The sequence below is a fragment of the Kribbella sp. NPDC051718 genome (assembly GCF_040681515.1).
In the GTDB taxonomy this organism is placed as follows: domain Bacteria; phylum Actinomycetota; class Actinomycetes; order Propionibacteriales; family Kribbellaceae; genus Kribbella.
Genome location: NZ_JBFAYZ010000007.1, coordinates 111663 through 137913, shown reverse-complemented (window position 1 = coordinate 137913; position 26251 = coordinate 111663). Strand labels below are relative to the sequence as shown.

At 68.5% G+C, this 26251-nt stretch carries 22 protein-coding genes; 11 read left to right on the top strand and 11 right to left on the bottom strand.

Translation table 11 applies throughout. From position 1 onward, the window contains the following. Positions 1–69 precede the first annotated feature (69 nt). From AB0M15_RS26020 to AB0M15_RS26005, 4 genes are read right to left on the bottom strand one after another with little or no spacing between them, the layout of a single operon-like run. Entirely contained in the window at positions 70–729 is a 660-nt protein-coding gene (locus AB0M15_RS26020; RefSeq protein ID WP_363824046.1) for a response regulator transcription factor, read from the bottom strand. Beyond that, a complete protein-coding gene (locus AB0M15_RS26015; protein ID WP_363824045.1) occupies positions 726–1883 on the bottom strand; it encodes a sensor histidine kinase in 1158 nt (385 codons plus the stop codon). The genes AB0M15_RS26020 and AB0M15_RS26015 overlap by 4 nt, the downstream gene beginning before the upstream one ends. 14 nt (positions 1884–1897) lie before the next feature. Further along, positions 1898–2659, bottom strand: coding sequence for a hypothetical protein (locus AB0M15_RS26010; protein WP_363824044.1), 762 nt, complete (start codon positions 2657–2659; stop codon positions 1898–1900). Continuing rightward, on the bottom strand, positions 2656–3378 hold the full coding sequence (locus AB0M15_RS26005) for an ATP-binding cassette domain-containing protein (RefSeq protein ID WP_363824043.1): 723 nt from the start codon (positions 3376–3378) through the stop codon (positions 2656–2658). The genes AB0M15_RS26010 and AB0M15_RS26005 overlap by 4 nt, the downstream gene beginning before the upstream one ends. Positions 3379–3598: 220 nt before the next feature. Here AB0M15_RS26005 and AB0M15_RS26000 point away from each other — a divergent pair, with 220 nt between their 5' ends. Genes AB0M15_RS26000 through AB0M15_RS25990 form a run of 3 tightly spaced genes read left to right on the top strand, consistent with a single transcriptional unit; the run spans position 3599 to position 7751 of the window. Next, entirely contained in the window at positions 3599–4435 is an 837-nt protein-coding gene (locus tag AB0M15_RS26000; RefSeq protein WP_363824042.1) for an MIP/aquaporin family protein, read from the top strand. A gap of 27 nt (positions 4436–4462) precedes the next feature. Beyond that, entirely contained in the window at positions 4463–5980 is a 1518-nt protein-coding gene (glpK, locus tag AB0M15_RS25995) for a glycerol kinase GlpK (protein ID WP_363824041.1), read from the top strand. Between the two features lie 58 nt (positions 5981–6038). Continuing rightward, positions 6039–7751, top strand: a complete 1713-nt coding sequence (locus tag AB0M15_RS25990; protein WP_363824040.1) for a glycerol-3-phosphate dehydrogenase/oxidase — start codon at positions 6039–6041, stop codon at positions 7749–7751. Between the two features lie 42 nt (positions 7752–7793). Here AB0M15_RS25990 and AB0M15_RS25985 read toward each other — a convergent pair whose 3' ends face one another. Next, the gene (locus AB0M15_RS25985) at positions 7794–8288 is read right to left on the bottom strand and encodes a helix-turn-helix domain-containing protein (protein ID WP_363824039.1); all 495 of its coding nucleotides are present in this window, start codon (positions 8286–8288) and stop codon (positions 7794–7796) included. Between the two features lie 76 nt (positions 8289–8364). Between AB0M15_RS25985 and AB0M15_RS25980 the strand changes: the two genes are divergently transcribed. From AB0M15_RS25980 to AB0M15_RS25970, 3 genes are all read left to right on the top strand, one after another. Continuing rightward, on the top strand, positions 8365–8835 hold the full coding sequence (locus AB0M15_RS25980) for a nuclear transport factor 2 family protein (protein WP_363824038.1): 471 nt from the start codon (positions 8365–8367) through the stop codon (positions 8833–8835). 75 nt (positions 8836–8910) lie between these two features. Next, entirely contained in the window at positions 8911–9729 is an 819-nt protein-coding gene (locus tag AB0M15_RS25975; RefSeq protein WP_363824037.1) for a GNAT family N-acetyltransferase, read from the top strand. Position 9730: 1 nt separating this feature from the next. After that, the gene (locus AB0M15_RS25970; RefSeq protein ID WP_363824036.1) at positions 9731–10546 is read left to right on the top strand and encodes a GNAT family N-acetyltransferase; all 816 of its coding nucleotides are present in this window, start codon (positions 9731–9733) and stop codon (positions 10544–10546) included. 3 nt (positions 10547–10549) lie between these two features. Here AB0M15_RS25970 and glpK (AB0M15_RS25965) read toward each other — a convergent pair whose 3' ends face one another. From glpK (AB0M15_RS25965) to AB0M15_RS25940, 6 genes are all read right to left on the bottom strand, one after another. Next, entirely contained in the window at positions 10550–12058 is a 1509-nt protein-coding gene (glpK, locus tag AB0M15_RS25965) for a glycerol kinase GlpK (RefSeq protein ID WP_363824035.1), read from the bottom strand. After that, the gene (locus tag AB0M15_RS25960) at positions 12058–12816 is read right to left on the bottom strand and encodes an IclR family transcriptional regulator (protein ID WP_363824034.1); all 759 of its coding nucleotides are present in this window, start codon (positions 12814–12816) and stop codon (positions 12058–12060) included. Before AB0M15_RS25960 ends, glpK (AB0M15_RS25965) begins: the two co-directional genes overlap by 1 nt. Before the next feature lie 61 nt (positions 12817–12877). After that, a complete protein-coding gene (locus AB0M15_RS25955; RefSeq protein WP_363824033.1) occupies positions 12878–15403 on the bottom strand; it encodes an FtsX-like permease family protein in 2526 nt (841 codons plus the stop codon). Next, positions 15403–16161, bottom strand: a complete 759-nt coding sequence (locus AB0M15_RS25950; RefSeq protein ID WP_363824032.1) for an ABC transporter ATP-binding protein — start codon at positions 16159–16161, stop codon at positions 15403–15405. The genes AB0M15_RS25955 and AB0M15_RS25950 overlap by 1 nt, the downstream gene beginning before the upstream one ends. A 50-nt stretch (positions 16162–16211) precedes the next feature. Continuing rightward, positions 16212–17897, bottom strand: a complete 1686-nt coding sequence (locus AB0M15_RS25945; RefSeq protein WP_363824031.1) for a ribonuclease J — start codon at positions 17895–17897, stop codon at positions 16212–16214. 85 nt (positions 17898–17982) lie between these two features. Beyond that, positions 17983–18870 carry a PD-(D/E)XK nuclease family protein gene (locus tag AB0M15_RS25940; RefSeq protein ID WP_363824030.1) on the bottom strand — a complete coding sequence of 296 codons (888 nt, stop codon included), beginning with the start codon at positions 18868–18870 and terminating at the stop codon, positions 17983–17985. A 147-nt stretch (positions 18871–19017) separates the two neighbouring features. Here AB0M15_RS25940 and AB0M15_RS25935 point away from each other — a divergent pair, with 147 nt between their 5' ends. From AB0M15_RS25935 to AB0M15_RS25915, 5 genes are all read left to right on the top strand, one after another. Then, a complete protein-coding gene (locus AB0M15_RS25935) occupies positions 19018–19866 on the top strand; it encodes a 3,4-dioxygenase subunit beta (RefSeq protein ID WP_363824029.1) in 849 nt (282 codons plus the stop codon). A gap of 34 nt (positions 19867–19900) precedes the next feature. Beyond that, positions 19901–21052: a site-2 protease family protein gene (locus AB0M15_RS25930; protein ID WP_363824028.1), complete on the top strand. Its 1152-nt coding sequence runs from the start codon at positions 19901–19903 to the stop codon at positions 21050–21052. A gap of 48 nt (positions 21053–21100) precedes the next feature. Continuing rightward, positions 21101–22057, top strand: a complete 957-nt coding sequence (locus AB0M15_RS25925) for a tRNA (adenine-N1)-methyltransferase (RefSeq protein WP_363824027.1) — start codon at positions 21101–21103, stop codon at positions 22055–22057. 69 nt (positions 22058–22126) lie between these two features. Further along, positions 22127–23872 carry a proteasome ATPase gene (arc, locus tag AB0M15_RS25920; RefSeq protein ID WP_363824026.1) on the top strand — a complete coding sequence of 582 codons (1746 nt, stop codon included), beginning with the start codon at positions 22127–22129 and terminating at the stop codon, positions 23870–23872. Positions 23873–24001: 129 nt separating this feature from the next. Next, complete coding sequence (locus tag AB0M15_RS25915) at positions 24002–26200, top strand: hypothetical protein (protein ID WP_363824025.1); 2199 nt, start codon at positions 24002–24004, stop codon at positions 26198–26200. Positions 26201–26251: the final 51 nt, after the last annotated feature.

Sequence of the window (26251 nt, the reverse complement as noted above, 5' to 3'; positions counted from 1 at the left end):
CACAGCCACACCCGGGCGGTCGCATCGTCACCGGTGAAGGCGTGATGAAGCCGGTGGATGGTTGGGTCGTTAGCTCCCCGGGCGGACGATGCCGGTCTCGTAGGCGTGCACGATGACCTGGGCGCGGTCGCGCAGACCGAGCTTGGTGAGCAGGCGGCCGACGTGGACCTTCACGGTCGCCTCGGACAGGTGGAGGTGCAGGCCGATCTCCTTGTTGGAGTGGCCGCGGGCGATCTCGAGCAGGATCTCGCGTTCCCGGGGCGTCAGGCCGGCCGGCGGATCGGAGGCCGGTACGCCGGGAGCCGGCAGGTGGTCGGCGAACTTCTCGATCAGCCGGCGGGTGACGTTCGGCGCGACGGCCGCGTCGCCGGCCGCGACGATTCGGATGCCGTTGATGAGGTCGGCGGGGAGGGCGTCTTTGATGAGGAAGCCGGAGGCGCCGGCTCGGAGGGCGGCGTACACGTAGTCGTCGAGGTCGAACGTCGTCAGGACCAGGATCTTGGCAGGGGAGCCGGAGGCGACGATTCGGCGGGTTGCCTCGATGCCGTCGAGGACGGGCATTCGGATGTCCATCAGGACCACGTCGGGGGCGAGCGTTCTGGTCAGCGCGACCGCTTCCTGACCGTTCCCGGCTTCGCCCACCACCTCGAGATCCGGTTCCTGGCCGAGAAATGCGCGGAATCCGAGCCGGAGCAAGGCTTGGTCGTCGGCGAGAAGAATCCTGATCATGCCGGCACCTTGGGATCGAGCGGTAGGTGGGCGTGCAGGTGCCAGCCGGTCGGGTGGAGCGGGAGGGCGCGGATCGTACCGCCGTAGGCCGTGGCGCGTTCGGTGATACCGAGGAGGCCGTGGCCGCCGGGGATCGGAGCGGAGGCCGGTGTGTGGGCGCCGTCGTCGGTGATGTCGAGTTCCAGCCCGTCGGGGGTGCGGTGCAGGCGGACCGTTGCGCGGGCGGTGGGGCCGGCGTGTTTCAGGGTGTTGGTGAGGCCTTCCTGGACGATCCGGTAGACGACCAGGCCGACGCCGGCCGACAGTGCTTCACGGAGTTCGCCGACGCTGAGTTCGACGGACAGCCCGGCCTCCCGGACCTGGGCGACGAGGTCAATGAGGTCGGTGATGCCTGGCTGCGGGGAGAGCGACTGACCGTCCCGCAGTACGCCGACCAGCCGGCGCATGTCGGTCAGGGCTGCCCGCCCGGTGGTGGACGACTGCCGCATCAGTTCGGTCGCCTGGCCGGGATCGGTCGCGGCCGTCGCGGCCGCGCCGTCGGCGAGCGCGACCATGACGGCCAGGTTGTGCGCCACCACGTCATGTACCTCCCGGGCCAGCTGGGTCCGCTCGGCCGCGACCGCGATCCTCGTCTGCGCCTCCAGTTCCTGCTGCCGGTGCCGGATCCGTTCCTGCTCGGCCGTCTCCCGCAGGCGGAGCGAGATCGCCAGCAGGCAGATGACGGCGACGATGGCGCAGATCCCGATCAGAGTCGACAGGTGGCCGTCGCTGGTCAGGGTCGCGACGACCACCGAGGTCAGCACCGCTGCGAGCGCGGGCCAAAGCTGGAGCAGGCGGGCGTACCGGGCAACGCCGTAGAGGGCGAACAGCGGGGCGAAGACTAGGTAGACGCCAGCGACATCCAGCAGGACGCAGAGACCGACCAGGACGAAGATCGACCAGAAGACGAGGACCGGGGCGCGCCGTCGCCAGATCAGCGGCAGATGTACTGCGGCGAACAAGACCCACGTGGCACCGGCGATCCCCGGACCCGATCCGATCGCTCCTGGCGCGGTAGAGCCGCCTACCGTCGCCGGGAGCACGATCAGCGCCACCAGTGCCGTGAGGCAGGCGTCCACCAGCCGTGGCGGACGGATGCTCCAACGGTCTCTCAACGGATCCTCCGGTGTCAGACGTCGCGGCGCCGGAGCAGCGCCGCGGCCCACGCCAGCAACAGGATGACCCAGCCGAGAACCACCATGCTCGAGACGCCGGGGGAGAGCATCACGTCCGGTGCGCTGCCGACCTGGACCATCGCCTCCGAAGTGTTCCGGAACATCCCCTGCAGCGCGAGGGTGGGAAAGTACGGCAGTGCGCCCTGGAACGACACGGGCAGCGCGGACATCAGTACCGACGGCAGGACGACCAGCAGGAGGATGTACGCCGACAGCGCGCCCGCAGTACTGCGCAGCAGCGTCCCGAACGCGAGCGCCATCAGCCCGGCAGCAACGGTCGCACCGACCGCTCCGAACAACGACCGCAAGATCCCCGGACCCCCCAGGGAGAGACGGAAAGCGCTGTCGGTGAACGCCTGGAAGGTGAGGAACGCGCCGAAGTACGCGACGAGCAAGGCCGGTGTCGCCACCACGACCAAGACGATCGCCTTGGCCCACAACACCGGCAGCCGCCGCGGTACCGCGGCAAAGGTCGCCCGGATCACCCCGGACTGGAACTCGCCGGTCATCATGGTCAGCCCGAACACCCCGATCGCCACCGCGAACAGCAGGAAGCCGCCACCCACGCTCAGGGTCGCCGGGGTCGCCTGCGCGTGGTTGGCATGCCCGATCCAGCCTGAAAGCGCGCTGAACACGACGGGCAGCGCGATCAGCGCGGCCCAGTTCGACGACGACAGTTTGGTCCATTCGGACCGGAGTACGTGCTGGAAGGTCATCGCGATCCTCCCGAGAACTCGACCGCGTCGCCGGTCAGCCGGAGGTAGGCCGCTTCGAGTGAGGCGTGACCGGAGGTGAGCTCGGCCATCGGCAGGTCGGCCAGCAACCGCCCGCGTCCGACCACCACGAGCTGGTCGGCGGTCAGGGCCATCTCGCTGATCAGGTGCGACGACACCAGTACCGTCCGCCCCTCCGCGGCCTGGGCGCGCAGCAGGTTGCGCAGCCAGTGGACCCCGGCCGGGTCCAGTCCGTTCGTCGGCTCGTCAAGGATCAGCGTCGACGGCTCACCCAGCAACGCCGCCGCGATCCCGAGCCGCTGCCGCATCCCCAGCGAGTACTCCGACGCCTGCCGTCCCGCGGCCGAGCTCAGCCCGACCAGCTCGAGCACCTCCTCCACCCGGCTGGTCCCGATCCCGTGCGTCTGCGCGAGCGCCAGCAACTGCCGGTACGCCGTACGCCCACGCTGCACCGGCGTCGCCTCAAGTAGGGCGCCCACCCGGCGCAGGGGATCGGGCAACTCGGCGTACGGGACACCGTCGATCGTCGCCGTCCCACTGGTCGCCCGGACCAGCCCGACGAGGATCCGCAGCGTGGTGGACTTGCCGGCCCCGTTCGGGCCGAGGAACCCGGTCACCCGCCCCGGCCCGACGGCGAAGGACAGGTCGTCGACGACGGCCGCGCCGCCGTACCGCTTGGTCAATCCCTGGATTTCGATCATGCTCCGACGCTAGGAATCAGCCACCGCTCCCGGCGTCTCCCCAAGGTCTGCGAACCGCCGCCACGCCGTACGCCGAAGGTCGTACGCAGCCCCGGCTGCCGCAGACCTGTGGCAAAGTGGTCTCGTTCGACAATGTCGAACGAGTGGCGTTGTGCCGCCTCGCTAACGCTCCTACATTCCAGTTCTCCGTGGTCGTCACGGGGTGGAAGGGAGATCAAGCATGGCTACGACCGAGGCGGTCAAGGCGAAGACCCTTCTGGGGGAGTGTTCCGCCGAGCTCGCCGGTACGTTCATCCTGATCCTGTTCGGCTGCGGCGTCGTCGCGCAGGTGGTCGCGGGCGGGATCGGGGACCACGACTCCATCGCGTGGGCCTGGGGACTCGGTGTGACACTGGGTATCTACGTGGCGGGCCGGATGACCGGCGCGCACCTGAATCCGGCGGTGACGATCGCGCTGGCGGCGTTCCGCGGGTTCAGCTGGAAGAAGGTGCTGCCGTACTCGGTGGCACAGTTCCTCGGAGCGTTCCTGGCGGCGCTCGTGGTTCGCTGGAACTACACCGAGGCACTCCACAAGGTCGACCCGGGCCTGACGATCAAGACCCAGGGCGTCTTCTCGACGCTGCCCGGCAACGGCAGCATGGATCTCGGCGTCCACATGTGGGGCGGCTTCCGGGACCAGATCATCGGTACGGCGATCCTGATGATGGTCATCCTGGCCATCACCGACCTGCGCAACACCTCCCCGGCGGCCAACCTCGCGCCGCTGATCGTCGGCCTGCTGGTGGTCGGCATCGGGATGGCGTGGGGCACCAACGCCGGGTACGCGATCAACCCGGCCCGTGACTTCGGCCCGCGGCTGGCGTCGTTCTTCACCGGGTACGGGGGAGCGATGAAAGATCAGTTCGGGGACGTCTATTTCTGGGTGCCGATCGTGGCACCGATCATCGGCGCCCTGGTCGGCGCGTTCCTGTACGACCTGCTGGTCGGCCGCAACCTGCCGATCTCCGACGAGGACGAGGAACCGGGCCGGATCCCCGAAGAGAACACCACCGCATGACCCGCGAGCGTGAGGAGAGGAAATTCCATGGCTGACTTCGTAGGTGCCGTCGACCAGGGCACCACGAGCACCCGCTTCATGATCTTCGACCACTCCGGCAACGAGGTGGGCAAGCACCAGCTGGAGCACGAGCAGATCCTGCCGCAGGCCGGCTGGGTCGAGCACAACCCGGTGGAGATCTGGGAGCGGACCAGCTCGGTCATCCGGACCGCGCTGAACGCCCAGGGGCTGCATGCGAGCGACCTGGCGGCGCTCGGCATCACCAACCAGCGCGAGACGGCGGTGGTCTGGAACAAGAAGACCGGCCGGCCGTACTACAACGCGATCGTCTGGCAGGACACCCGGACCGACCGGATCGCCTCCGCACTCGAGCGCGAGGGCAAGGGCGACGTGATCCGGCAGAAGGCCGGCCTGCCGCCGGCGACGTACTTCTCGGCCGGCAAGGTGCAGTGGATCCTGGAGAACGTCGACGGGGTCCGCGAGGCCGCCGAGGCCGGTGACGCCGTCTTCGGCAACACCGACAGCTGGCTGCTGTGGAACCTCACCGGCGGTACCGAGGGCGGCGTCCACGTCACCGACGTGACCAACGCCAGCCGCACGATGCTGATGAACCTGGAGACGCTCGAGTGGGACGACGAGCTGATCTCGTTCTTCAACATCCCCCGCCAGATGCTGCCGGAGATCCGGCCGTCGTCGGACCCGAACAAGTACGGCGAGACGCTGGCCAACGGGCCGCTGGGCGGCGTAGTACCGCTGACCGGTGACCTCGGTGACCAGCAGGCGGCCACCGTCGGCCAGGTCTGCTTCAACCCGGGCGAGGCCAAGAACACCTACGGCACCGGCAACTTCATGCTGCTGAACACCGGTACCGAGCTGGTCCGGTCGAAGGCCGGTCTGCTCAGCACGATGGCCTACAAGTTCGGTGACGAGGCCCCGGTCTACGCGCTCGAGGGATCGATCGCGGTCACCGGGTCGGCCGTGCAGTGGTTGCGCGACCAGCTCGGCATCATCTCCGGTGCGAGCGAGACCGAGACACTGGCCCGCCAGGTACCGGACAACGGCGGCGTGTACTTCGTACCGGCGTTCTCCGGCCTGTTCGCGCCCTACTGGCGGTCCGATGCACGTGGTGCGATCGTCGGACTGTCCCGGTTCAACACCAACGCTCACCTGGCGCGAGCAACACTGGAAGCGATCTGCTACCAGAGCAAGGACGTCGCCGACGCGATGGAGAAGGACTCGGGCGTCAAGCTGGAGGTCCTCAAGGTCGACGGCGGAGTGACGGCGAACGAGCTCTGCATGCAGATGCAGGCCGACATCCTCGGCGTACCGGTGAGCAAGCCGGTGGTGGCCGAGACGACGGCCCTCGGAGCGGCGTACGCGGCCGGCCTGGCGGTGGGGTTCTGGAACAACACCGACGAGCTGGTGCAGAACTGGAACGAGGACAAGCGCTGGAGCCCGGAGTGGAACGACGAGCAGCGGGCCGAGGGGTACAAGGGCTGGGAGAAGGCCGTCCAGCGCACCCTCGACTGGGTGGACGTGGACTAAGGCAAGCGCGGTAGGCGTTGTAGGTAGTAAGAGGCGAGACGACGGAAGGAACAGCACAGTGGGCGCAGTGGCACTGTCACCGCAGGCAAGGACCGAGGCCATCGACGCGATGGCCGACGGCCGCGAGCTCGACATCCTGGTGATCGGTGGCGGGGTGGTCGGCACCGGGTCGGCCCTCGACGCCGCTACCAGGGGCCTGACCACCGGGCTGCTGGAGGCTCGTGACTTCGCGAGCGGTACCTCCAGCCGGTCCAGCAAGCTGGTGCACGGTGGCTTGCGCTACCTGGAGATGCTCGATTTCCGTCTGGTGCACGAGGCGTTGCAGGAGCGTGGACTGCTCCTGCAACGCCTGGCACCGCACCTGGTGAAGCCGGTTCCGTTCCTCTACCCGCTGCAGCACCGGTGGTGGGAGCGGTTCTACGCCGGTTCGGGTGTGGCGCTGTACGACGCGATGGCGCTCAGCTCGGGTCTCGGCGCGGGCCTGCCGATCCACAAGCACCTGACCCGTCGCGGCGCGATGCGGCTGGCACCGTCGCTGAAGAAGTCCGCACTGATCGGCGCCCTGCAGTACTACGACGCGCAGGTCGACGACGCCCGTCACACGATGGAGCTGGCCCGTACTGCGGCGTCGTACGGCGCGCATGTCGCCAACCGGGTCAAGGTGACCGGCTTCCTGCGCCAGGGGGAGCGCGTCACCGGCGTCCAGGCGAAGGACCTGGAGAGCGGGCGCGAGTTCGAGGTACGGGCCAAACAGGTCGTCAACGCGACCGGCGTGTGGACCGACGACACCCAGGCGATGGTCGGCGAGCGCGGGCAGTACCACGTGCGCGCCTCGAAGGGCATCCACCTGGTGGTGCCGAAGGACCGGATCCAGTCCAGCACCGGGATGATCCTGCGGACCGAGAAGTCCGTGCTGTTCATCATCCCGTGGGGCCGGCACTGGCTGATCGGTACCACCGACACCGACTGGAACCTGGACAAGGCCCACCCGGCCGCGACCAGCAAGGACATCGACTACCTGCTCGACCACGTGAACGCAGTGCTGGTGACGCCGTTGACCCGCGAAGACGTCGAGGGCGTGTACGCCGGCCTCCGACCCTTGCTGGCGGGGGAGTCGGAGAGCACCTCGAAGCTGTCGCGTGAGCATGTCGTCGCGCACGCCGCCCCCGGTCTCGTGGTGGTTGCCGGTGGCAAGTACACGACGTACCGGGTGATGGCGAAGGACGCGGTCGACGCGGCCGCCAACGCCCTCGACGGGCGGGTGCCGAAGTCGGTCACCAAGAACACGCCGCTGGTCGGCGCCGACGGGTACCACGCGATGTGGAACCAGCGGCACCTGATCGCGCAGCGCTCGGGGCTGCATGTGGCCCGGATCGAGCACCTGCTCAACCGGTACGGCGCGCTCATCGACGAGGTGCTCGCGCTGGTCGAGAAGGACCCGTCGCTGGGGGAGCAGCTGCCTGGCACGCAGGACTATCTCAAGGCCGAGGTCGTCTACGGGGCCACGAACGAAGGCGCTCGTCACCTCGACGACATCCTCGCCCGCCGCACCCGGATCTCGATCGAGGCCTGGGACCGCGGGGTGGAGGCAGCCGAGGCGGCAGCCCGCTTGATGGCTCCGGTGCTCGGCTGGAACGAGGAGACGATCGAGCGCGAGGTCTCCTTCTACCAGCAGCGGGTCCAGTCCGAGCGCGACTCGCAGGACCAGCCCGACGACGAATCCGCCGACAAGGTGCGGTTGGGAGCTCCGGACATCGTCTCCCCGGCCTGACCGTTCTTGGAGTAAGCCCCGAAGAAATCTTCGGGGCTTTCTTCATGTCTGCATGACGGTGGCGATGAGGGCCGTGCCCGGAGCCGTGCGGCCGCCGGGGCCGGGCGAGGGGGTGGTGTTGGCGGTGGTGAGTTGGTCGCCGCACTCGGAGCAGCAGATGGTGGGAGTGGTCGGCTTGCCGCAGGTGGTGTGGGTGAAGCGGATCGGCTGGCCGGCGGGTGGGGTGGCCCAGCGGTCGCCCCAGGCGGTGAGGGCGATCAGGACGGGGATCAGCTCCTGGCCGGGTTGCGTGAGGGAGTAGGCGTACCGGACCGGGTTCTCCTGGTACGGCGTACGCGCGACCAGCCCGGCGTCGATGAGTGTGGCCAGCCGGTCGGTGAGCAGGTTGCGGGAGATCCCCAGGTCGGTGACGAACTGGTCGAACCGGTCGAGGCCCAGGTACAGGTCGCGCAGGATCAGTGGGCTCCACCAGTCGCCCATCACCTCGAGTGACTGGGCGAGGGAGCAGTGCATCTCGGCGAAGCTCGTGTTCCGCATGTCATCAGTTTAGTCAGTTGCTGTATTGAACTGACTAAGCCTAGGCTCGGAACCACATCGACGAGGGGAGAGCGGCATGTACCACCGGATCGTGGCGGGCAAGGTGCGGGCGGCGTTCGCGGAGATCAGCGCGGGCAACTGGGAGGCGATGGTGGCCGGGATGGCGCCGGAGTTCACCTATCGGTTCTATGGCGATCATGCACTGGGTGGCGAGCGGCATACCCACGAGGCGCTCCGGCGCTGGTGGGAGCGGTGCTTCAGGTTGTTGCCGGAGACAACCTTCCAGGTGCGGGACGTGCTGGTGGCCGGCTGGCCGTGGGACACCCGGGTGGCAACCGCGGTGACGGTTCGGGTCGGGGTGGTCGACGGGTCGCGGTACGAGAACGTGGTTCATCAGTTCGTCCGGATGCGGTGGGGGAAGATCACCGAGGTGCGGACGCTGGAGGACACGGCGGTGCTCGAGCGGACGCTGGACCGGCTGGCGGCGGCCGGGTATGAGGAGGCGCACGCCGCGCAGATCACCGACGAGGTGCCGGCGGTCGCCTGACCGTTGTCGTCGGCAAGCAGCTGAGGCGGCGCGGGTGGCTGGGGCCGGCTGGGGCGGCTGGCTAAAGTATGCAGTATGAATCTCGTGGAGTTGGCCGAGGTGGTCGAGGCCGAGCTGATGTTCGGAATCGCTGGGATCGACGGGCCGGTGCGTGACGGCCTCGGGATCAGCGGGCGGCGGTTCGGGCGTGGGGTCGCGATCTCGGTGCGGGAGGATCCGTCGGAGTACTGGTCCAGGGCGCAGGGGTTCGGGTTCGACCGGCCGGTGACGGCTGAGCTGATCGGCGAGGTGGTCTCGTTCTACCGGGACGCGGGGACGCCGATCGCCCATTTCCATCTGGCGCCGGACGTGTTGCCGGAGGACTGGGACGCTATCCGGGCGGCGTACGGCCTCGAAGCGGGCGGGACGATCGTGAAGCTGCTGCACGACGCCTCGCCGGTCGCCGCGGCCGAGTCGTCGTTGCGGATCGGGCCGCTCGATCGAGCGGACTCCGAGAGTGTTCGGGCGTGGGTCGAGACGCAGATGATCGGCTTCGGGCTGCCGGACCGGGACGGGCTGTTGAGGGGGATGCTGGCCGCCCTGTGCGACGTACCGGACTTTCAGCCGTACGCCGCCTGGGACGGCGACAAGTTGGTGGCGACGGCCGGGCTGTACGTCCGAGGTGAAGTCGGCGAATGCGTGAGCGCGGCGACCTTGCCGGAGTACCGCGGCCGCGGCGCACAATCCGCGCTGATCGCCCTGCGAGTGGAGGATGCGGTCAAGGCCGGCTGCAAGTGGATCTCCACCGAAACAGGCAAGCCGGCTGATGGCGAGCAGAACCCGTCCCTGGACAACATGCGCCGGGCCGGTTTCAAGGACCTGTACGACCGGCAGTCCTGGACCTGGAGGGCCTGAGATGTCGCACGACCGGATCACCGAACTGCTGGAGACCGCCGAGGCTGAGTCGGTTTGGGGGTATGAGACGTATGCGACGCCGGAGGTGATGGAGCGGTTTGGGATGGCGTCGGCGCGGATCGGTGGTGGGGTGGCGCTGGCGGTGCGGGATGATGCGACGAACTACTGGAGTCGGGCGCTCGGCTTTGGCTTCAGCGAGCCGCTCTCGGCTGAAGTAGTTGCCTCGGTCACCGATTTCTACCGCGGTAACGGGAACCCGATCGCGGTGTTGAACATCGCGCCGTCGGTGTTGCCAGTTGATTGGGATGCCATCTGCGCGAAGGAAGGCATCACGGGCGGCGGTACCTGGGTGAAGCTTGCTCGGCCCGCGGGGCTGGTTGCGGCGCCGGAGACAGAGTTGCGGGTGGCCGAGATCGAGCCGGTTGATGCCGAGTTGTGGGCGACCGTGCTGACTCGTGGCTTCGGGATGCCGGAGGAGTTGCTGGTGCCGATGTCGAAGGGCGTCGTGGGTCAGCCGGGCTGGACGGCGTACGGGGCTTATGAAGGTGACGAACTGGTCGCCGCTGCGACTGTGCTGATCACCGGTGAGGTGGCGGAGTTCTGTGGCGCGGCGACGCTGCCGGAGCATCGCGGGAAGGGCGCGCAGTCGGCGCTGCTGGCGGCGCGGGCGCAGAAGGCAGTGGCTGCGGGTGTGAAGTGGTTCAGCGCGGAGACCGGCAAGCCGGACGAGGGCGAGAAGAACAGCTCGCTCAACAACATGGTCCGGGCAGGATTCGAGATCCGGTACGACCGCCGGAACTGGATCTGGCGGCCCTGAGCCCTACTGGTCGGGGCGGATCCAGCCGAAGGTGCGCTGGACCGCCGCCTGCCAGTTCGCGTACTCCGTAGCGCGCCGGTCAGGGTCCATGTGGGGGAGCCACTGGCCGGCCCGGTGCCAGTTGCTCCGCAGACCTTCGAGGTCGGGCCAATAGCCGACCGCGAGACCGGCGGCGTACGCGGCACCGAGCGACACTGTCTCGGTGACCATCGGTCGCACAACTGGTACGTCGAGCAGGTCGGCGAGGAACTGCATCAGCAGGTTGTTCGCCGTCATCCCGCCGTCGACCTTCAGAGCCTTGAGCGCGATCCCGGAGTCGGCGTTCATCGCGTCGACGACCTCGAGCGTCTGGAACCCGGTCGCCTCGAGCACCGCCCGGGCGAGATGGCCCTTGGTGATGTACGACGTGAGCCCGGCGATCACCCCACGGGCCTCACTGCGCCAATGCGGCGCGAACAGCCCCGAGAACGCGGGCACGATGTAGGCGCCACCGTTGTCCTCGACCGTCCGCGCGAGCGTCTCGATCTCGGCCGCGGTGTGGATCAGCCCGAGACCGTCCCGGAACCACTGCACGAGCGAGCCGGTGACCGCCATCGACCCTTCCAGCGCGTACGCCGCCGGCTCCGACCCGATCTGGTACGCGACCGTCGTGAGCATGCCGTGCGTCGACCGGACGATCTCCTTGCCGGTGTGCAGCAGCAGGAACGACCCGGTCCCATAGGTGCACTTGGCCTCACCCGGGCTGAAACACGTCTGCCCGAACAGCGCTGCCTGCTGATCCCCGAGCGCCGCGCCGATCCGTACGCCCGGAAGCACCGCGGTCGCCGTGGCGAACACCCCGGACGACGGCCGGATCTCGGGCAGGACACAGCGTGGTACGTCGAAGGCCGCGAGCAACTCGTCGTCCCACTCGAGCGTCTCGATGTTCATCAGCATCGTCCGGCTCGCGTTCGTCACGTCGGTGGCGTGCAGGCCGCCGTCCGGGCCGCCGGTGAAGTTCCAGATCAGCCAGCTCTCCATCGTGCCGAACAGCACCTCGCCGCGGTCGGCTCGCGCTCGCAGCCCGGGGGTGTGGTCGAGCATCCAGCGGAGTCGGGGCGCGGAGAAGTACGTCGTCAGCGGCAGCCCGCAGAGGTCGGCGAACCGGTCGGTCCCTTCGTCGCCGGCCAACTCCTTGACGAGCCGGTCGGTCCGGGTGTCCTGCCAGACGACGGCGTGCCCGATCGGCTCGCCGGTCCGGCGGTCCCACAGCAGGCTGGTCTCCCGCTGGTTGGTGATGCCGATGGCAACGATCTGGGACGGCTCGGCGCCGACCTGCCGGATCGCGGCCGGTACGACGCGAGTGACGTTGCGCCAGATCTCCGCCGCGTCGTGCTCGACCCACCCCGGCTTGGGGAAGTGCTGCTTGTGCTCCCGCTGCGCCACCGACACCAACCGCCCACGCCGATCGAACAGAATGCACCGAGTCGAGTTGGTGCCTTGATCGACCGCAGCAACATATTGCTCAGCCATCAGCGGTCCTCGCGGAGGTCGCGGCCGATGGCTTCGGCGGTGGCTCGGACCATGGTGACCAGGTCGGTACGGTGGCGGAGGCGGCTGTCGCAGATGCGTTCGATCCGGCCGGTGAGGCCGACTGCGCCTACGACCAGGCCGCCGAGGCCGCGGATCGGTGCGGCGATGCCGGCCAGCTCGACGGTGTGCTCCTCGAACTCCCCGGCCCACCCCTTCGCGCGGACGGCTGTGAGCTCTTCGGCCAGCCGGGCGGGATCGGTGATGGTGCGCGTCGTGTAGGCGTCGAGCTTGCGCGGCCGGGTGGCGCCGGACGCGTCGAAGGCGAGCACCGCCTTGCCGAGAGCGCACGCGTGCGGCGGGAGCGTAGTACCGACATCGAGGTCCTGGTCGCTGTCGTCGGGCCGGAAGACGTGGTGCACGACGACGACCTTGCCCTCGACGAGCCGACCGACGCGGACCACCTCGCCGCTGCGGGAGGCCAGCGAGTCGGCCCAGTTGATCGCGCGGCTGCGCAGCTCGTTCGGATCGAGGTACGTCTCGCCGAGCCGGCCGAACGCGTCACTGAGCCGGTAGTGCGCCCCGCTGCGGTCCTGCTCCACGAAACCGACCTGATGCAGCGTCTTGAGGATGCCATGCACAGTAGTCTTGGCCAGCCCGAGTGCGTTGCCCAAATCGGCCACCCCCAGTCCGTTGGGCGCTGCGGCGAGGAGTCGCAGCACTGCCGCGGCCCGCTCGATCGACTGCACGCTGCCCGGCACACCCGCAGGCTACCTGCGATTGCGTGCCGTGGCTGCCCCTCGTAGCGGTACTGCGCACGCGTCACTCGGCCGCGATCGCCCGCAGTACGTCGAGCTTCGCTGCACGCCGTGACGGCCACACTGCAGCCAGTACGCCGACCACGCCCGCCACCACGACCGCGATCACCAACTGGACCACGGGGATGTCGAGCACGCTGAGGCCGTCCTCCCGCATCACATGCTGGATGGCCGCCCCGAACAGGACCCCGACCAGCAACCCCAGGAGCGCGCCGAGCAAGGCGATCGCGATCGCCTCCACCTGGAGCATCCGGCGCAGTTGCGGCCGGTCCATCCCGATCGCCCGCAGCAGACCGATCTCCCGGGTGCGCTCGATCACGCCGAGCGCGAGCGTGTTCACGATGCCGAGTACGGCGATGATGATCGCCAGCGTGAGCAGCATCGCGATCACGGCGAGCACCATGTCGATCGGCTGCTGCTGGCTCTTCGCGAACGCCTGCTGGTCGCGGGCCTCGACGGCGGGGTAGTCGGTCAGTTCGGCGGCCACCGCCAGCCGGACCTTGCCGAAATCGGTGCCGTCGGCAACATCGACGTACAGGGTGTTGTCGGTGGTCGCGCCGCCGGCCTTGGCGAAGCCGGGCTGGGCCAGGATGATCGCGTTGAGCTGGCGGTTCGGCGCGATGATGCCGGCCACCCGCAGGGTCTGTCTGCCGCTGGTCGTGGTCAGCTCGAACTTCTTCGCGACGACCAGGTCGAGCTGCTTGGCCAGGTTGCGCGGGATCACCGCCTCGCCGTCCTTCAGACCGTCGGCCGAGCCGGAGACGAACCGGGTGGTGATCGGGCCGTCGATGGTGCCGTCGTCGACCCCGGCCACGGTGACCCGGTGGCCGCCGATGTCGCCGGGCATCTGCCGGACCCGGTGCACCGCGGCGACTCCGGGGACCTTGGCGATCTTGTCGCCGACCTCGCTGCTGAACGGCTCGTCGCCGCTGACCAGGAGTTCGGCGGTGCCGATCGCGTCCTGCAGGTTGCGGTTGACCGAAGCCTTGGCGGAGGCGGCGATGACGACCAGGCCGCTGACCAGGGCGACCGAGATCATCAGCGCGGACGCGGTCGCCGCGGTACGCCGGGGGTTGCGCGCCGCGTTGCGTCGGCCGAGCGTGATCGGGGCTTTGCGGCCGAACGGGGCCATCAGTCCGCGGACGGCGTACCGGCTGATCAGCGGACTGGTCATCACCAGGCCGAGCATCGCGAGACCGGCGCCGAGGCCGAGCAGGATGGCCGCGGGCAGGCCTTGGAGGGTGAAGGAGATCGCGACCAGGAAGGCGGTCATCAGGAGCAGGAAGCCGCCGATGATCAGGCGGAGGAGCAGCGAGCGTTCCGGGACGCTGACGTCGTCGCGCATCGCTGCGACGGGTGGCAGCTTGCCGGCGCGGCGTGCGGCCGGGAGCGCCGCGAAGAGGGTGACGCCGATGCCGACGAGGTAGCAGGCGATCATGGTCGGAACGCTGATCTGCAGGCTCGAACCTGGGATCGCGAGGTCGAGCGACTGGTAGAAGGCTTGCAGGGCGGCGGCGACGCCGGCACCGACCAGCAGGCCGAGGGTGGAGCCGATCGCGCCGATGATGAGTGCCTCGATCAGTACCGTGCTCGTGACCTGGCCCCGGGAGGCGCCGATCGCGCGGAGCATGGCGAGCTCGCGGGAGCGCTGCGCGATGAGCATCGAGAAGGTGTTGACGATCAGGAACGTGCCGACGAACAGGGCGATCCCGGCGAACAGCAGCAGTACTGCGCTGAAGCCGCCGAAGGTGTGGTCGACCGCGCTCTCGCCGTCCGCCGAGACCTGCGCCGCGGTGCGGACGCTGACGTCCTTGCCCGCGATCTTGCTGATCGCCTGGATGACGGTCTGGACATCTTGGCCGGGCTGGACGGCGACGGTGATCGAGGTCCAGCCGGGGCTGCCGAGCAGCAGCCGCTGGGCGGTGACCGAGTCGAAGGTGATCAGCGGGGCGCCGGCGGACGCGCCGGTGAGATTCGGGGTGGTGATGGCGGTCATCGTCGCCGTGACGGCCTTGCCCGGGGTGACGACCTTGACCTGGTCGCCGATCTCGTAGCCCTCGCGCTTCGCGGTCGACTGGTCGAGGGCGAGTTGCTCTTGACCGGACGGTGGCTGGCCGTCGAGGAGCTTGACGTTCGCCGTCCGGAGGTCGTGCGGCCAGCCGGTGGCGTACGTCGGCAGGCCGAACGCTTCGGTCGGCTTGCCGTCGGTGCCGAGGATCTGGGCGCCGGGGACCAGTACCTGCGGGTCGGTGCCGGCGATGCCGGGGAGGTTGGCGATCTGGTTCGCGAGGTCGGAGGTGAGCGTGGCCGGGCGGGCGTTGGACAGGCCGGGGTTGTTCTTGAGGTTCTCGACCGGGGTTACGGTGATGTCGGAAGGGCTGCCGGCGAAGTTCTTCTTCAGCGCTGCCGACAAGGTGTCGGTGAAGATCAGCGCACCGCCGACGAAGGCGGTGCCGAGCAGGACGGCGACCGTGCAGAGCACGAACCGGAGCCGGTGCGCGAGCACCGACCGGAGGCCGAGCTTGAGCATCAGCCCGCCTCGTGGGTGTCGAGCTGCTTCATCTTGTCGAGCACGGTGTCCGCGGTCGGGTCGAGCAACTCGTCCTGCAGTCTGCCGTCGGCGAGGAAGACCACGCGATCGGCGTACGAGGCCGCGGTCGGGTCATGGGTGACCATCACGACGGTCTGGCCGAACTCGCGGACCGAGCGATGCAGGAAGCCCAGCACGTCGGCGGACGAGCGGGAGTCGAGGTTGCCGGTCGGTTCGTCGGCGAACACGACCTCTGGACGGGAGGCGAGAGCGCGGGCGCAGGCGACGCGCTGCTGCTGGCCGCCGGACAGCTCGGACGGCTTGTGGTGAAGGCGGTCCTGCAAGCCGATCGCGGTGATGACCTTGTCGACCCATTCCTGGTCCGGCTTGCGGTTGGCGAGGTCGAGGGGGAGCGTGATGTTCTCCATCGCGGACAGGGTCGGGACCAGGTTGAACGCCTGGAAGACGAACCCGATCCGGTCGCGCCGCAGATGGGTCAGGCGCTTCTCGTCGAGCCGGGTGAGCTCGACGTCGCCGAGCATGACCTGGCCGGTGGTCGGGCGATCGAGCCCGGCCAGGCAGTGCAGCAACGTCGACTTGCCCGAGCCGGACGGGCCCATGATCGCCGTGAACCTGCCCTTGCCGAACTCCAGGTCGACGTCGGCCAGCGCCTCCACCCGGGTGTCCCCGGATCCGTAACTCTTCCCGAGACCGCTGGTCCGGATGGCCACGCCCTGCCCGACAACTCTCACCGTCACAGCGAGAACGCTAACCCCCACCGGGTCCGCCCCGGTGGGATGGTCAGCTGTCAGGCGTCGATGACTACGGGGATGACGACTGGGCGGCGGCGCCAGTGGCGCCAGGTCCAGTTGCCGACGGCTCGGCCGACGAGCTCCTCCAGGGCGTTGGCGTCGCCGATGCTCTCCGCGGCCGCCTTGGCCAAGGTGTCCTCGATGACCGGGATGACGTCCTTGAAGGTGGTGTCGTCGTGGACGAACCCGCGGGCCAGGAAGTCCGGCGGCTCGGCCAGCAGACCCGTGTTGGCATCGACCAGCAGGACGACGGTGACGACGCCCTCCTCGGCCAGCGTGCGGCGGTCCTTGAGGTTCGCCTCGGTGACCCCGCCGACCGTCATGGCGTCGACGTACACATAGCCGGCCTCGACCTTGCCGACGATCTTCGCCCGGCCCTTGTCCAGGTCGACGACCACGCCGTCCTCGGCGATGATCACCCGATCGGCCGGCACTCCGGTGGCGACCGCGAGCGCCGCGTTCGCCTTCAGGTGCCTGTACTCGCCGTGGACGGGCATCACGTTGCGGGGCTTGATCAGGTTGTAGCAGTAGACCAGCTCGCCGGCGCTCGCGTGACCGGAGACGTGCACCTTGGCGTTGCCCTTGTGCACGACGTTCGCGCCCCAGCGGATCAGGCCGTTGATCAGGCCGTAGATCGCGTTCTCGTTGCCGGGGATCAGTGAGCTGGCCATCAGCACGGTGTCGCCCTCACCGATCCGGATCATGTGATCGCGGTTCGCCATCCGGGCCAGAGCCGCCATCGGCTCACCCTGGGAGCCGGTGCAGATCAGGGTGACCTTGCGGTCGGGGAGCTTCTCCAGCTCCTTCAGGTCGACGATCAGGCCCTTCGGCACCTTCAGGTAGCCCAGGTCGCCGGCGATGCCCATGTTGCGCACCATCGAGCGGCCGACGAAGGCGACCTTGCGGCCACCCAGCTTGGCCGCGTCGAGCACCTGCTGGATCCGGTGCACGTGGCTGGCGAAGCTGGACACGATGATCCGGCCGGGCGCGGTCCGGAAGACCGTGTCGATCGCCGGGCCGAGGTCCTTCTCGGAGGTGGTGAAGCCGGGCACCTCGGCGTTGGTCGAGTCCGTCATGAACAGGTCGACGCCCTCTTCGCTGAGCTTGGCGAAGCCGCGAAGGTCGGTCAGCCGGCGGTCCAGCGGGAACTGGTCCATCTTGAAGTCACCGGTGTGCAGGACGATGCCGGCCTTGGTCCGGATCGCCACCGCCAGACCGTCCGGGATCGAGTGGTTGACGGCGAAGAACTCGGTCTCGAAGGTGCCGACCTTGCGCCGGTCGCCCTCCTTGACCTCGATCGTCTTCGGGGTGATCCGGTGTTCCTTGAGCTTGGACGTGATGAACGCCAGGGTCAGCCTGGAGCCGATCACCGGGATGTCGGCGCGCTCCTTCAGCAGGTACGGGACGCCGCCGATGTGGTCTTCGTGGCCGTGCGTGAGGACGATCGCGTCGATCTTGTCCAGCCGGTCCCGGATGTAGCCGAAGTCGGGCAGGATCACGTCGACGCCGGGCTGGTGCTCCTCGGGGAACAGCACGCCGCAGTCCACGATCAGCAACCGGCCGCGGTGCTCGAACACCGTCATGTTGCGGCCGATCTCACCGAGACCGCCCAGAGCGACCACGCGGAGCGCGGTGTCGGGCAGGCGGGGCGGTTGGCCGAGGTCGGGATGCGGATGACTCATAGTGCGGACCGTATCCCGCCCAGGCGGTTGTCAATGGCATCGACCGGGTGTGAGCAGAAACTCAGCTCGGTGATAGGGAAGCTATTCACCCGTCGACTCCGACCAGATCGACGCCCGCGGACTCCTGGGCGACCTCCTCGACCGAGCGGTCCGGCAGCGGTGGCGGAGTGCCGCCCCAGGCGGGGCAGATGGCCTTGTGATCGCACCAGTCGCACAGCGGACCCGGGCTCGGCCGCCAGTCGCCGGACTCCAGCGCCCGGGTGATCGCGGTCCAGAGCGCGCCGACCTTGCGTTCACAAGCGCGCAAGTCGGCCTCGTCGGGCACATACCGGACGATCTCGCCGTTGCCGAGGTAGACCAGCTGCAGCATCGCCGGTACGACGCCGCGCAGCCGCCACAGCACCAGCGCGTAGAACTTCATCTGGAACAGCGCCTTGGCCTCGAAGAACTCCGACGGCGACCGGCCGGTCTTGTAGTCGACCACCCGGATCTCACCGGTCGGCGCGACGTCGAGGCGGTCGACGTAGCCCCGCAGGGTCAGACCCGACTCGAGCTCGGTCTCGACGTACAGCTCGCGCTCGGCCGGCTCCAGCAGGTTCGGGTCTTCGAGTTTGAAGTACTTGCCGAGCAGTCCGTGCGCCTCGGCCAGCCACCTGGCGAGCTCTTCGCCGTCGGCGTCCTCGGCGAACAGCTCGGCGACCTCGGGCTCGGCCTCGAGCAGCTTCTGCCATTGCGGCTCGAGCATCTCGGCGGCGTGCTCCAGCGTGCGTTGCCCGCTGGGCAGGTCGAAGAGCCGCTCCAGCACCGCGTGCACGACCGTGCCGCGGACCGCGGCCGCCGAAGGTTTCTCCGGCAGCCGGTCGATCACCCGGAACCGGTACTTGAGCGGGCAGCTCATGAAGTCCGCCGCCCGGGACGGAGACAGCGCTCCGTTCGGGTGGCCGTGCCTGTCGACTGCTGCTGCAACGCTCATGCCGCCAAGGCTAGGCGAGAGCTCCGACAGTCGGAGCCGTCGGCGCACTGGTTGTGGATAACAGGCTCACAGCGAACTCCCAGCAGGCTTTCGGGAAACCATCGGTCCCGGTCGGCACTCTGGACCCAACGAGTAAGGGAGACCGACATGCACGACCACGACAGAGGCCTCGAACACGACCTCGGCATGCTCCGCAGACGCAAGGTCCTGGGCCTGTTCGCCGGCGCGGGCCTGGCGGTCGTCGCCGGCTGCGCGAGCGACGACAGCCCGTCGAGCGGCTCGACCCCGAGTGCCTCCGGCACGAGCAGCCCGTCGCCGAGCGCTTCCGGCACGGCAAGCAGCACGCCGTCGGCGACATCGTCGGGTGCCGGAGTCGACGAGATTCCGGAGGAGACGGCGGGGCCGTTTCCGGGGGATGGGTCCAATGGGCCGAATGTGTTGACCGAGTCGGGCATCGTGCGTAGTGACCTCACCAAGAGCTTCGGTAGTGCGACCGGGGTGGCTGAGGGCGTGCCGCTGACGGTGCAGCTCGTAGTACTGGATGCGGCGAAGGACACGCCGCTGGCCGGGGCTGCGGTCTACCTGTGGCATTGCGACGCCCAGGGGCGCTACTCGCTCTACGACGGGGAGATCACCGAGGAGAACTACTGCCGCGGAGTACAGGCTGCGAATGCGGCCGGCGAGGTCACCTTCACCACGATTTTCCCGGCGGCGTACCAGGGGAGGTGGCCGCACATCCACTTCGAGGTCTACTCGTCGCTGTCCGAGGCCACTGCAGCAGGGAAGATCAGTGCGACCTCACAGCTCGCCCTGCCAGAGGACGCGTGCACTGCGGTCTATGCGACCTCTGGGTACGACGGGAGTGCCCGGAACCTCGCGAACACGTCGCTGCAGACCGACAACGTGTTCCGGGACGACGCAGCCGTGCACCAGCTGGCGACGATGAGCGGGGACGTGAAGACGGGATTCACCGCTCGGCTTGCCGTGGGGGTGTAAGGCTTGTTAACACGGGACCAGTAGCGTTGCACCGATGTCTGAGTCGCGTGATCCCCAGAGTCCCGCCCAGCCTGCCGGCCCTACCCCCGGTACCTGGGTGATCGGTCGTGTCCGCGGGATCAAGCTGACCATGCGGTTCACCTGGCTGCCGGTGGCGATGCTGCTGGCGCTCGGCTTCGCCAGCGTGATCGGGGCGCAGTTCCCCGAGTTGGGCAGCTGGCGGTACGTCGCGTCGTTCGCCTTCGTGGTCGCGTTCACCGCCTCGATCCTGATCCACGAGCTGGCGCACGCGCTGGTCGCGCTGCGGTTCGGCATCTCGGTGACCGAGATCAACCTCGGGTTCTTCGCGGCCGGCACGCACATCGAGGGGGAGCGGAAGAGCCCCTTCGAGGAGTTCGCCGTCTCCGTCGTCGGCCCGCTGGCGTCGTTACTGGTCGGCGGCCTGGCGTACCTCGGCTCGCGGGCCGTGGACGAGGGCGTCGGGTATGTCGCCCTGTTCGAGCTCGCCATCGCCAACCTGATCGTCGGCGTCACCAACCTGCTGCCCGGGCTGCCGCTCGACGGCGGCTGGGTGCTGCGAGCGCTGGTCTGGAAGCTGACCGGCAACATGCACAAGGGCACGATCGCCGCTGCCTGGGCCGGCCGGCTGATCGCGATCGCGGTTCTGGCGGCGCCGGTGATCCTCGAGCGGGTCTTCGACCGGCAACCCACGCTCGTCGACTTCATCATCGCGCTGGCGGTCGGCTTCTTCCTCTGGATGGGCTCCACCGCGTCCCTGATGCAGGCCCGGCTCCGCAGCAAGCTGCCCTCCCTGCAGGTGCGCACGCTGGCCCGCCGCGCGATCGCAGTACACGCCGGTACGCCGATTTCGGAGGCCGTACGACTCGCAGCAGGTGCTCAAGCCGGCGCGGTCGTGGTCATCGACGGCGACGACAAGCCGCACGCGCTCGTCTCGGAATCCGCCGTCAACTCGGTCGCCCAGAACCAGCGCCCGTGGACCACGGTCGGCGAGGTGGCCACCCGGATCGGCGCCGGCCACATCATCGGCGTCAACGACACCGGTGAGGAGATCCTCGCGACCCTCCGCGAGAACCCCGCTTCGGAGTACCTGGTCCTGGACGCCAACGGCCAGGTCTACGGCGTCCTCGCCACCGCAGACGTCGAGCAGGCCTTCCGGAACCGCTGACCCTCATTTTCTCGGCTTGCCGGGGTGGCGAAGTAGGGTGAGCGCCTTATGTCTGATCTTCGTGATTTTCCTGATGCTTCCTTCTCCGGGGTGCACCACGGGCCGCTGCAGGCCGGTGAGTGGATCACCCTGTCCGACTCCAAAGGGCGCCGGCACTCGGTGTTCCTCGAGCGGGGGAAGATCTTCCACACCACCAAGGGCGGGATCGAGCACGACGAGCTGATCGACGGGCCCGACGCAGTCACGATCCGGTCCAAGGGCGGGGTCGAGTACCTCGCCCTGCGGCCGTTGATGGCGGACTACTCGGTGTCGATGCCGCGGGGTGCCGCGGTGATCTACCCCAAGGACACGGCCCAGATCGTGACGATGGCCGACATCTTCCCGGGCGCGAAGGTGGTCGAGGCGGGTGCCGGGTCGGGCGCGCTGACCACGGCGCTGTTGCGGGCCGTCGGCATCCATGGCCAGGTGATCTCGTTCGAACGCCGCGAGGACTTCGCCGAGGTGGCCCGCAAGAACGTCAAGGGCTTCTTCGGCGCCGAGCACCCGGCCTGGACGCTGCACGTCGGCGACCTGGTGGAGTCGCTGGACGAAGAGGATGTCGACCGGATCGTGCTGGACATGCTGGCCCCCTGGGAGTGCATCGACGCCGCCGCGGGTGCCCTGGTGCCGGGTGGGGTGTTCTGCGCGTACGTGGCCACCACGACCCAGCTGAGCCGGGTTGTGGAGACGCTGCGGGCCCATGGCGAGTTCACCGAGCCGCGGGCCTGGGAGTCGCTGGTGCGGGACTGGCACGTCGAGGGGCTCGCCGTCCGGCCCGGCCATCGAATGCAAGGTCACACGGCCTTCCTGGTCACGGCTCGACGGATGGCGCACGGCGTACAGGCCCCGCGGAAGAAGCGCCGGCCGGCCCCGGGCGCGTACGGCGACGACTATTCCGGGCCGCGCAAGTCCGATACACCCGCCGACACGCCGGACACAACCGATTCATCCGCAACCGACACGTGATGGGATTCAGCTTGCTCGGCGTGCTTTTCTGGGTAAGGTCCATAGGGTCGAGCCCCACATGGTGAGGTGATGATCGTGGCTGGAGACGAGAGTCCTACCGCGGCAGAGCTGCGTAACCAGGTCCGTTACCTGGAGGCCGAGGTCGCAGCGTTGCGGCGGAGGTTGTTGGAGCACCCGGCGGACAGCCGGTCGCTCGAGAGCAGACTGTCCGAAACCCAGGCGTCCTTGTCGAGTGTGACCGCCCAGAACGAGCGGTTGGCGGAAACACTGCGCGAGGCCCGAGAGAAGATCATCGCCCTGAAGGAGGAGGTCGACCGGCTGGCGCAACCGCCGTCCGGTTTCGGTACCTTCCTGGGCCGCAACGACGACGACACGCTGGACGTGTTCACCGGGGGCCGCAAGCTCCGCGTCGCGGCGAGCCCATCAGTCGACCTGGACGCGCTCCGGCTCGGCCAGGAACTGATGCTGAACGAGGCGCTGAACGTGGTCGAGGCCTGCGACTTCGAGGTCGTCGGCGACGTGGTGATGCTGAAGGAGCTGCTGGCCGACGGCGAGCGGGCACTGGTGATCGCGCAGGCCGACGAGGAACGCGTCGTCCGGCTCGCCTCGCCGCTGCTCGACATCGCACTGCGGACCGGCGACTCGCTGCTGCTGGAGCCCCGCTCCGGCTATGTCTACGAGAAGATCCCGAAGTCCGAGGTCGAGGAGCTGGTGCTCGAAGAGGTCCCGGACATCGACTACACCCAGATCGGTGGTCTGGCCGGCCAGATCGAGGCGATCCGGGACGCGGTCGAGCTGCCGTACCTGCACAAGGACCTGTTCCTGGAGCACGAGCTCAAGCCGCCGAAGGGCGTGCTGCTCTACGGCCCGCCCGGCTGCGGCAAGACGCTGATCGCGAAGGCGGTGGCGAACTCGCTGGCCAAGAAGGTCGCCGAGCGGACCGGGGTGGCGGAGCAGAGGTCGTTCTTCCTCAACATCAAGGGTCCGGAGCTGCTCAACAAGTACGTGGGTGAGACCGAGCGGCACATCCGCCTGGTCTTCCAGCGGGCCCGGGAGAAGGCTTCCGAGGGCATGCCGGTGATCGTGTTCTTCGACGAGATGGACTCGCTGTTCCGCACCCGCGGCTCCGGCGTCTCCTCCGATGTCGAGAACACCATCGTCCCGCAGCTGCTGAGCGAGATCGACGGTGTCGAGGGTCTGGAGAACGTCCTCGTGATCGGCGCCTCGAACCGCGAGGACATGATCGACCCGGCGATCCTGCGGCCCGGCCGCCTCGACGTGAAGATCAAGATCGAGCGGCCGGACGCCGAGGCGGCGCGCGACATCTTCTCGAAGTACCTGACCACGACCCTGCCGCTGCACGCCGAGGACCTGAGTGAGTTCGGCGGCGACCGGGCCTCGTGCGTGAACGGGATGATCCAGCGCACGGTCGAGCGGATGTACACCGAGGCCGACGAGAACCGCTTCCTCGAGGTCACCTACGCCAACGGTGACAAGGAGGTCCTGTACTTCAAGGACTTCAACTCGGGCGCGATGATCCAGAACATCGTCGACCGGGCCAAGAAGATGGCGATCAAGGCCTTCCTGGACGACAAGCAGAAGGGTCTGCGGGTGCAGCACCTGCTGCAGGCGTGCGTCGACGAGTTCAAGGAGAACGAGGACCTGCCGAACACGACCAACCCGGACGACTGGGCCCGGATCTCCGGCAAGAAGGGCGAGCGGATCGTCTACATCCGGACGCTCATCTCCGGCAAGCAGGGCACCGAGCCGGGCCGGTCGATCGACACGGCCACCAACACGGGTCAGTACCTGTAACCAGCATCGACAGCAGCCGCCCCGGTCCGCGATCTCGGACCGGGGCGGCTGTTGCTTTGGCCGCCCGGTCGTGCTTTCTTAGGCTCCAAGGGGAAGGGCCTGGGGGAGGGCTACAGGGGGTGGGCGAACATGCCCAGGTTCAGCATGTCCGGGATCGTTCAGCAGGCGGTGCAGGCCGATTGGCTCAGGCCGTTCCTGGCCGGGTTCTTCATCGACGGCGTCGAGGTCACCCAGGTGATCCAGTACCGGCACGCCGCCGAGCATCTGATCGACTCGGACGATCATGGTCCGGACAACTCGATTCAGCTGGTCGCCGACAAAACGGCGTACGTGCGGGTGTTCGTGCACGGGGTGTTCAGGGATGTGCCCAACGTGCGGGCGACTGTGACAGTGCAGAAGATGCGGTACGGGATCTGGGTGGACGCCGGGTCGCTGGTCCAGCAGCTGCCGGGGTCGATCACCGCGCTCGCTGATCCGGACTACGCGACCGAACGGGGTTCGCTCTCGAACAGCCTCAACTTCGTCATCCCGGCTGCTCAGATGCGTGGCGCGTTCCGGCTGAAGGTGTCCGCGAGCAGCGGCCGCCAGGTGGCGGAGTACACGCAGGTGGTCAACGCGAGCCTGCTGCAGACGCTCAAGGTGCGGATGATTCCCGTCCACTACTCGGGCGATGACATCACCGGCAATCACGTCGACCTGCCGGCGCCGTCGCTGGCCGACCTGCAGGCGACGGTACGGCGGACGCTGGACTGGTACCCGGTCTCCAAGACCCCCGAGCTCTCGGTGGCCGGCCAGATGAACTGGTTCGTGCCGCTGATCGGCGGCATCGTCCAAGGCAAGTGCCCGGACGTCTGGAACAGCTTGCTGGCGTGGCTCTACCTGGTGAAGATGGCCGATGGCAACAAGCCCGGCTGGCTGTACTACGGGATGCTGCCGAGCGCGATCCCCCGCGACGGTACCGGCGGTTGCGGCGGCGGTGGAGCGGGACTCGGCGCCGGGCCGGTCGGATCGCAGGAGCCGATGGGCCACGAACTCGGCCACGTGCTCGGCTTCAGGCATGCGCCCTGTGGACTCAACAACGATCCGAAGGTCGACCTGGACTATCCGGCGTACGAGCCGTACGACTCGGCCACCAACAAGATGGCGTCGATCGGCGAGTACGGCTTCGACCTGGCCGGGCCGAACATGATCTCCCCGGCCGTCGGGCGCGACTTCATGTCCTACTGCAACCCGCGCTGGCCGTCGCTCTACCAGTACAAGCGGATGCTTCAGCACTCGGCGCTGAACCCGACCTGGATCCCGGGGCCCGGCGACATGTGGCCGCCGAACGTGGAGCTGGATCTGGACGGGCCGATACCGCACTACATCCCGGACCCGCCGCCACCGTGGGTGGTCGATCTGCAGAGTCCGGTGCTGACGCTGATGGTGTTCGGGCGGCTGGTCGACGGTCAGATCGAGGTCGAGCACGTGCTGACGCTGGAGACGACTGTTGCTCAGCTGGGGTCCAGCCTGCCGGGCACACGGCTGGACCTGATCGACGACGTGGGGCGAATCGTTGCCACGGCTCCGGTGCAGGTGGTCGAGACCGCTGCATGCGGGGATGGTCGTGGCGGCTGTGGAGGCTGCAGTGGAGGTTGTGCTGATCCGATGACCTCCGGGGTGATCTGTGCGGTCATACCGGAGCCGCCGCGGGGCTCCACGCTGCGAATCGTGCGTCACGAGGAGGAGACCTGGATCCGCGAGCCTGCTGGTGCTCCGCCACGGGTAGAGGGCCTGCAGGGCTCCGTAGAAGGCGACTGGGTCCGCCTGACCTGGCAAGAGGAGGTGTACGCCGAAAAGGTCCTCCGCCTGCTCCGCTGGTCGCCCGACGAGGGGGAGACCTGGCAGGTACTGGCCGGCGCGCTCGACGCGGGCGAGGCGACCGTACCGGTTGCCCCACTGACCGCTGGCTCGGCTTTGGTCCAGGTGATCATCTCGGACGGCTTCGACACCGCAGTAAGCGAGTGGACCCGACTCGACGTCCCCAGACGAGCACCCGAGGCGTCCATCCTTGCGCCCGCCCCCGGAGCGACTGTGCGAGCCGGCTCCTTGGTACGGCTCTGGGCACTGGCTACAGATTGCTTCGGCCGCCCACTGCCCGACGACCAGCTGCAGTGGGAGCTAGACGGGCAGCCCGTCGGTACAGGCTCTGAGCTCTTCGCGGACCTCATGGACTTCGAGGGCGACCACCGAGCCGTCCTGCGCGTCGACGACGGCAGCGGCCGCGTCGAGGTCGTCTCAGACTTCTGGGCGTCCGGCGACGGCCGAGTCCCGCACCGCCGACGCTGACCCGTGCCCGGCTGTCCGTCAGTGCCTGAGTAGGGATGACGGGCGGTCGGA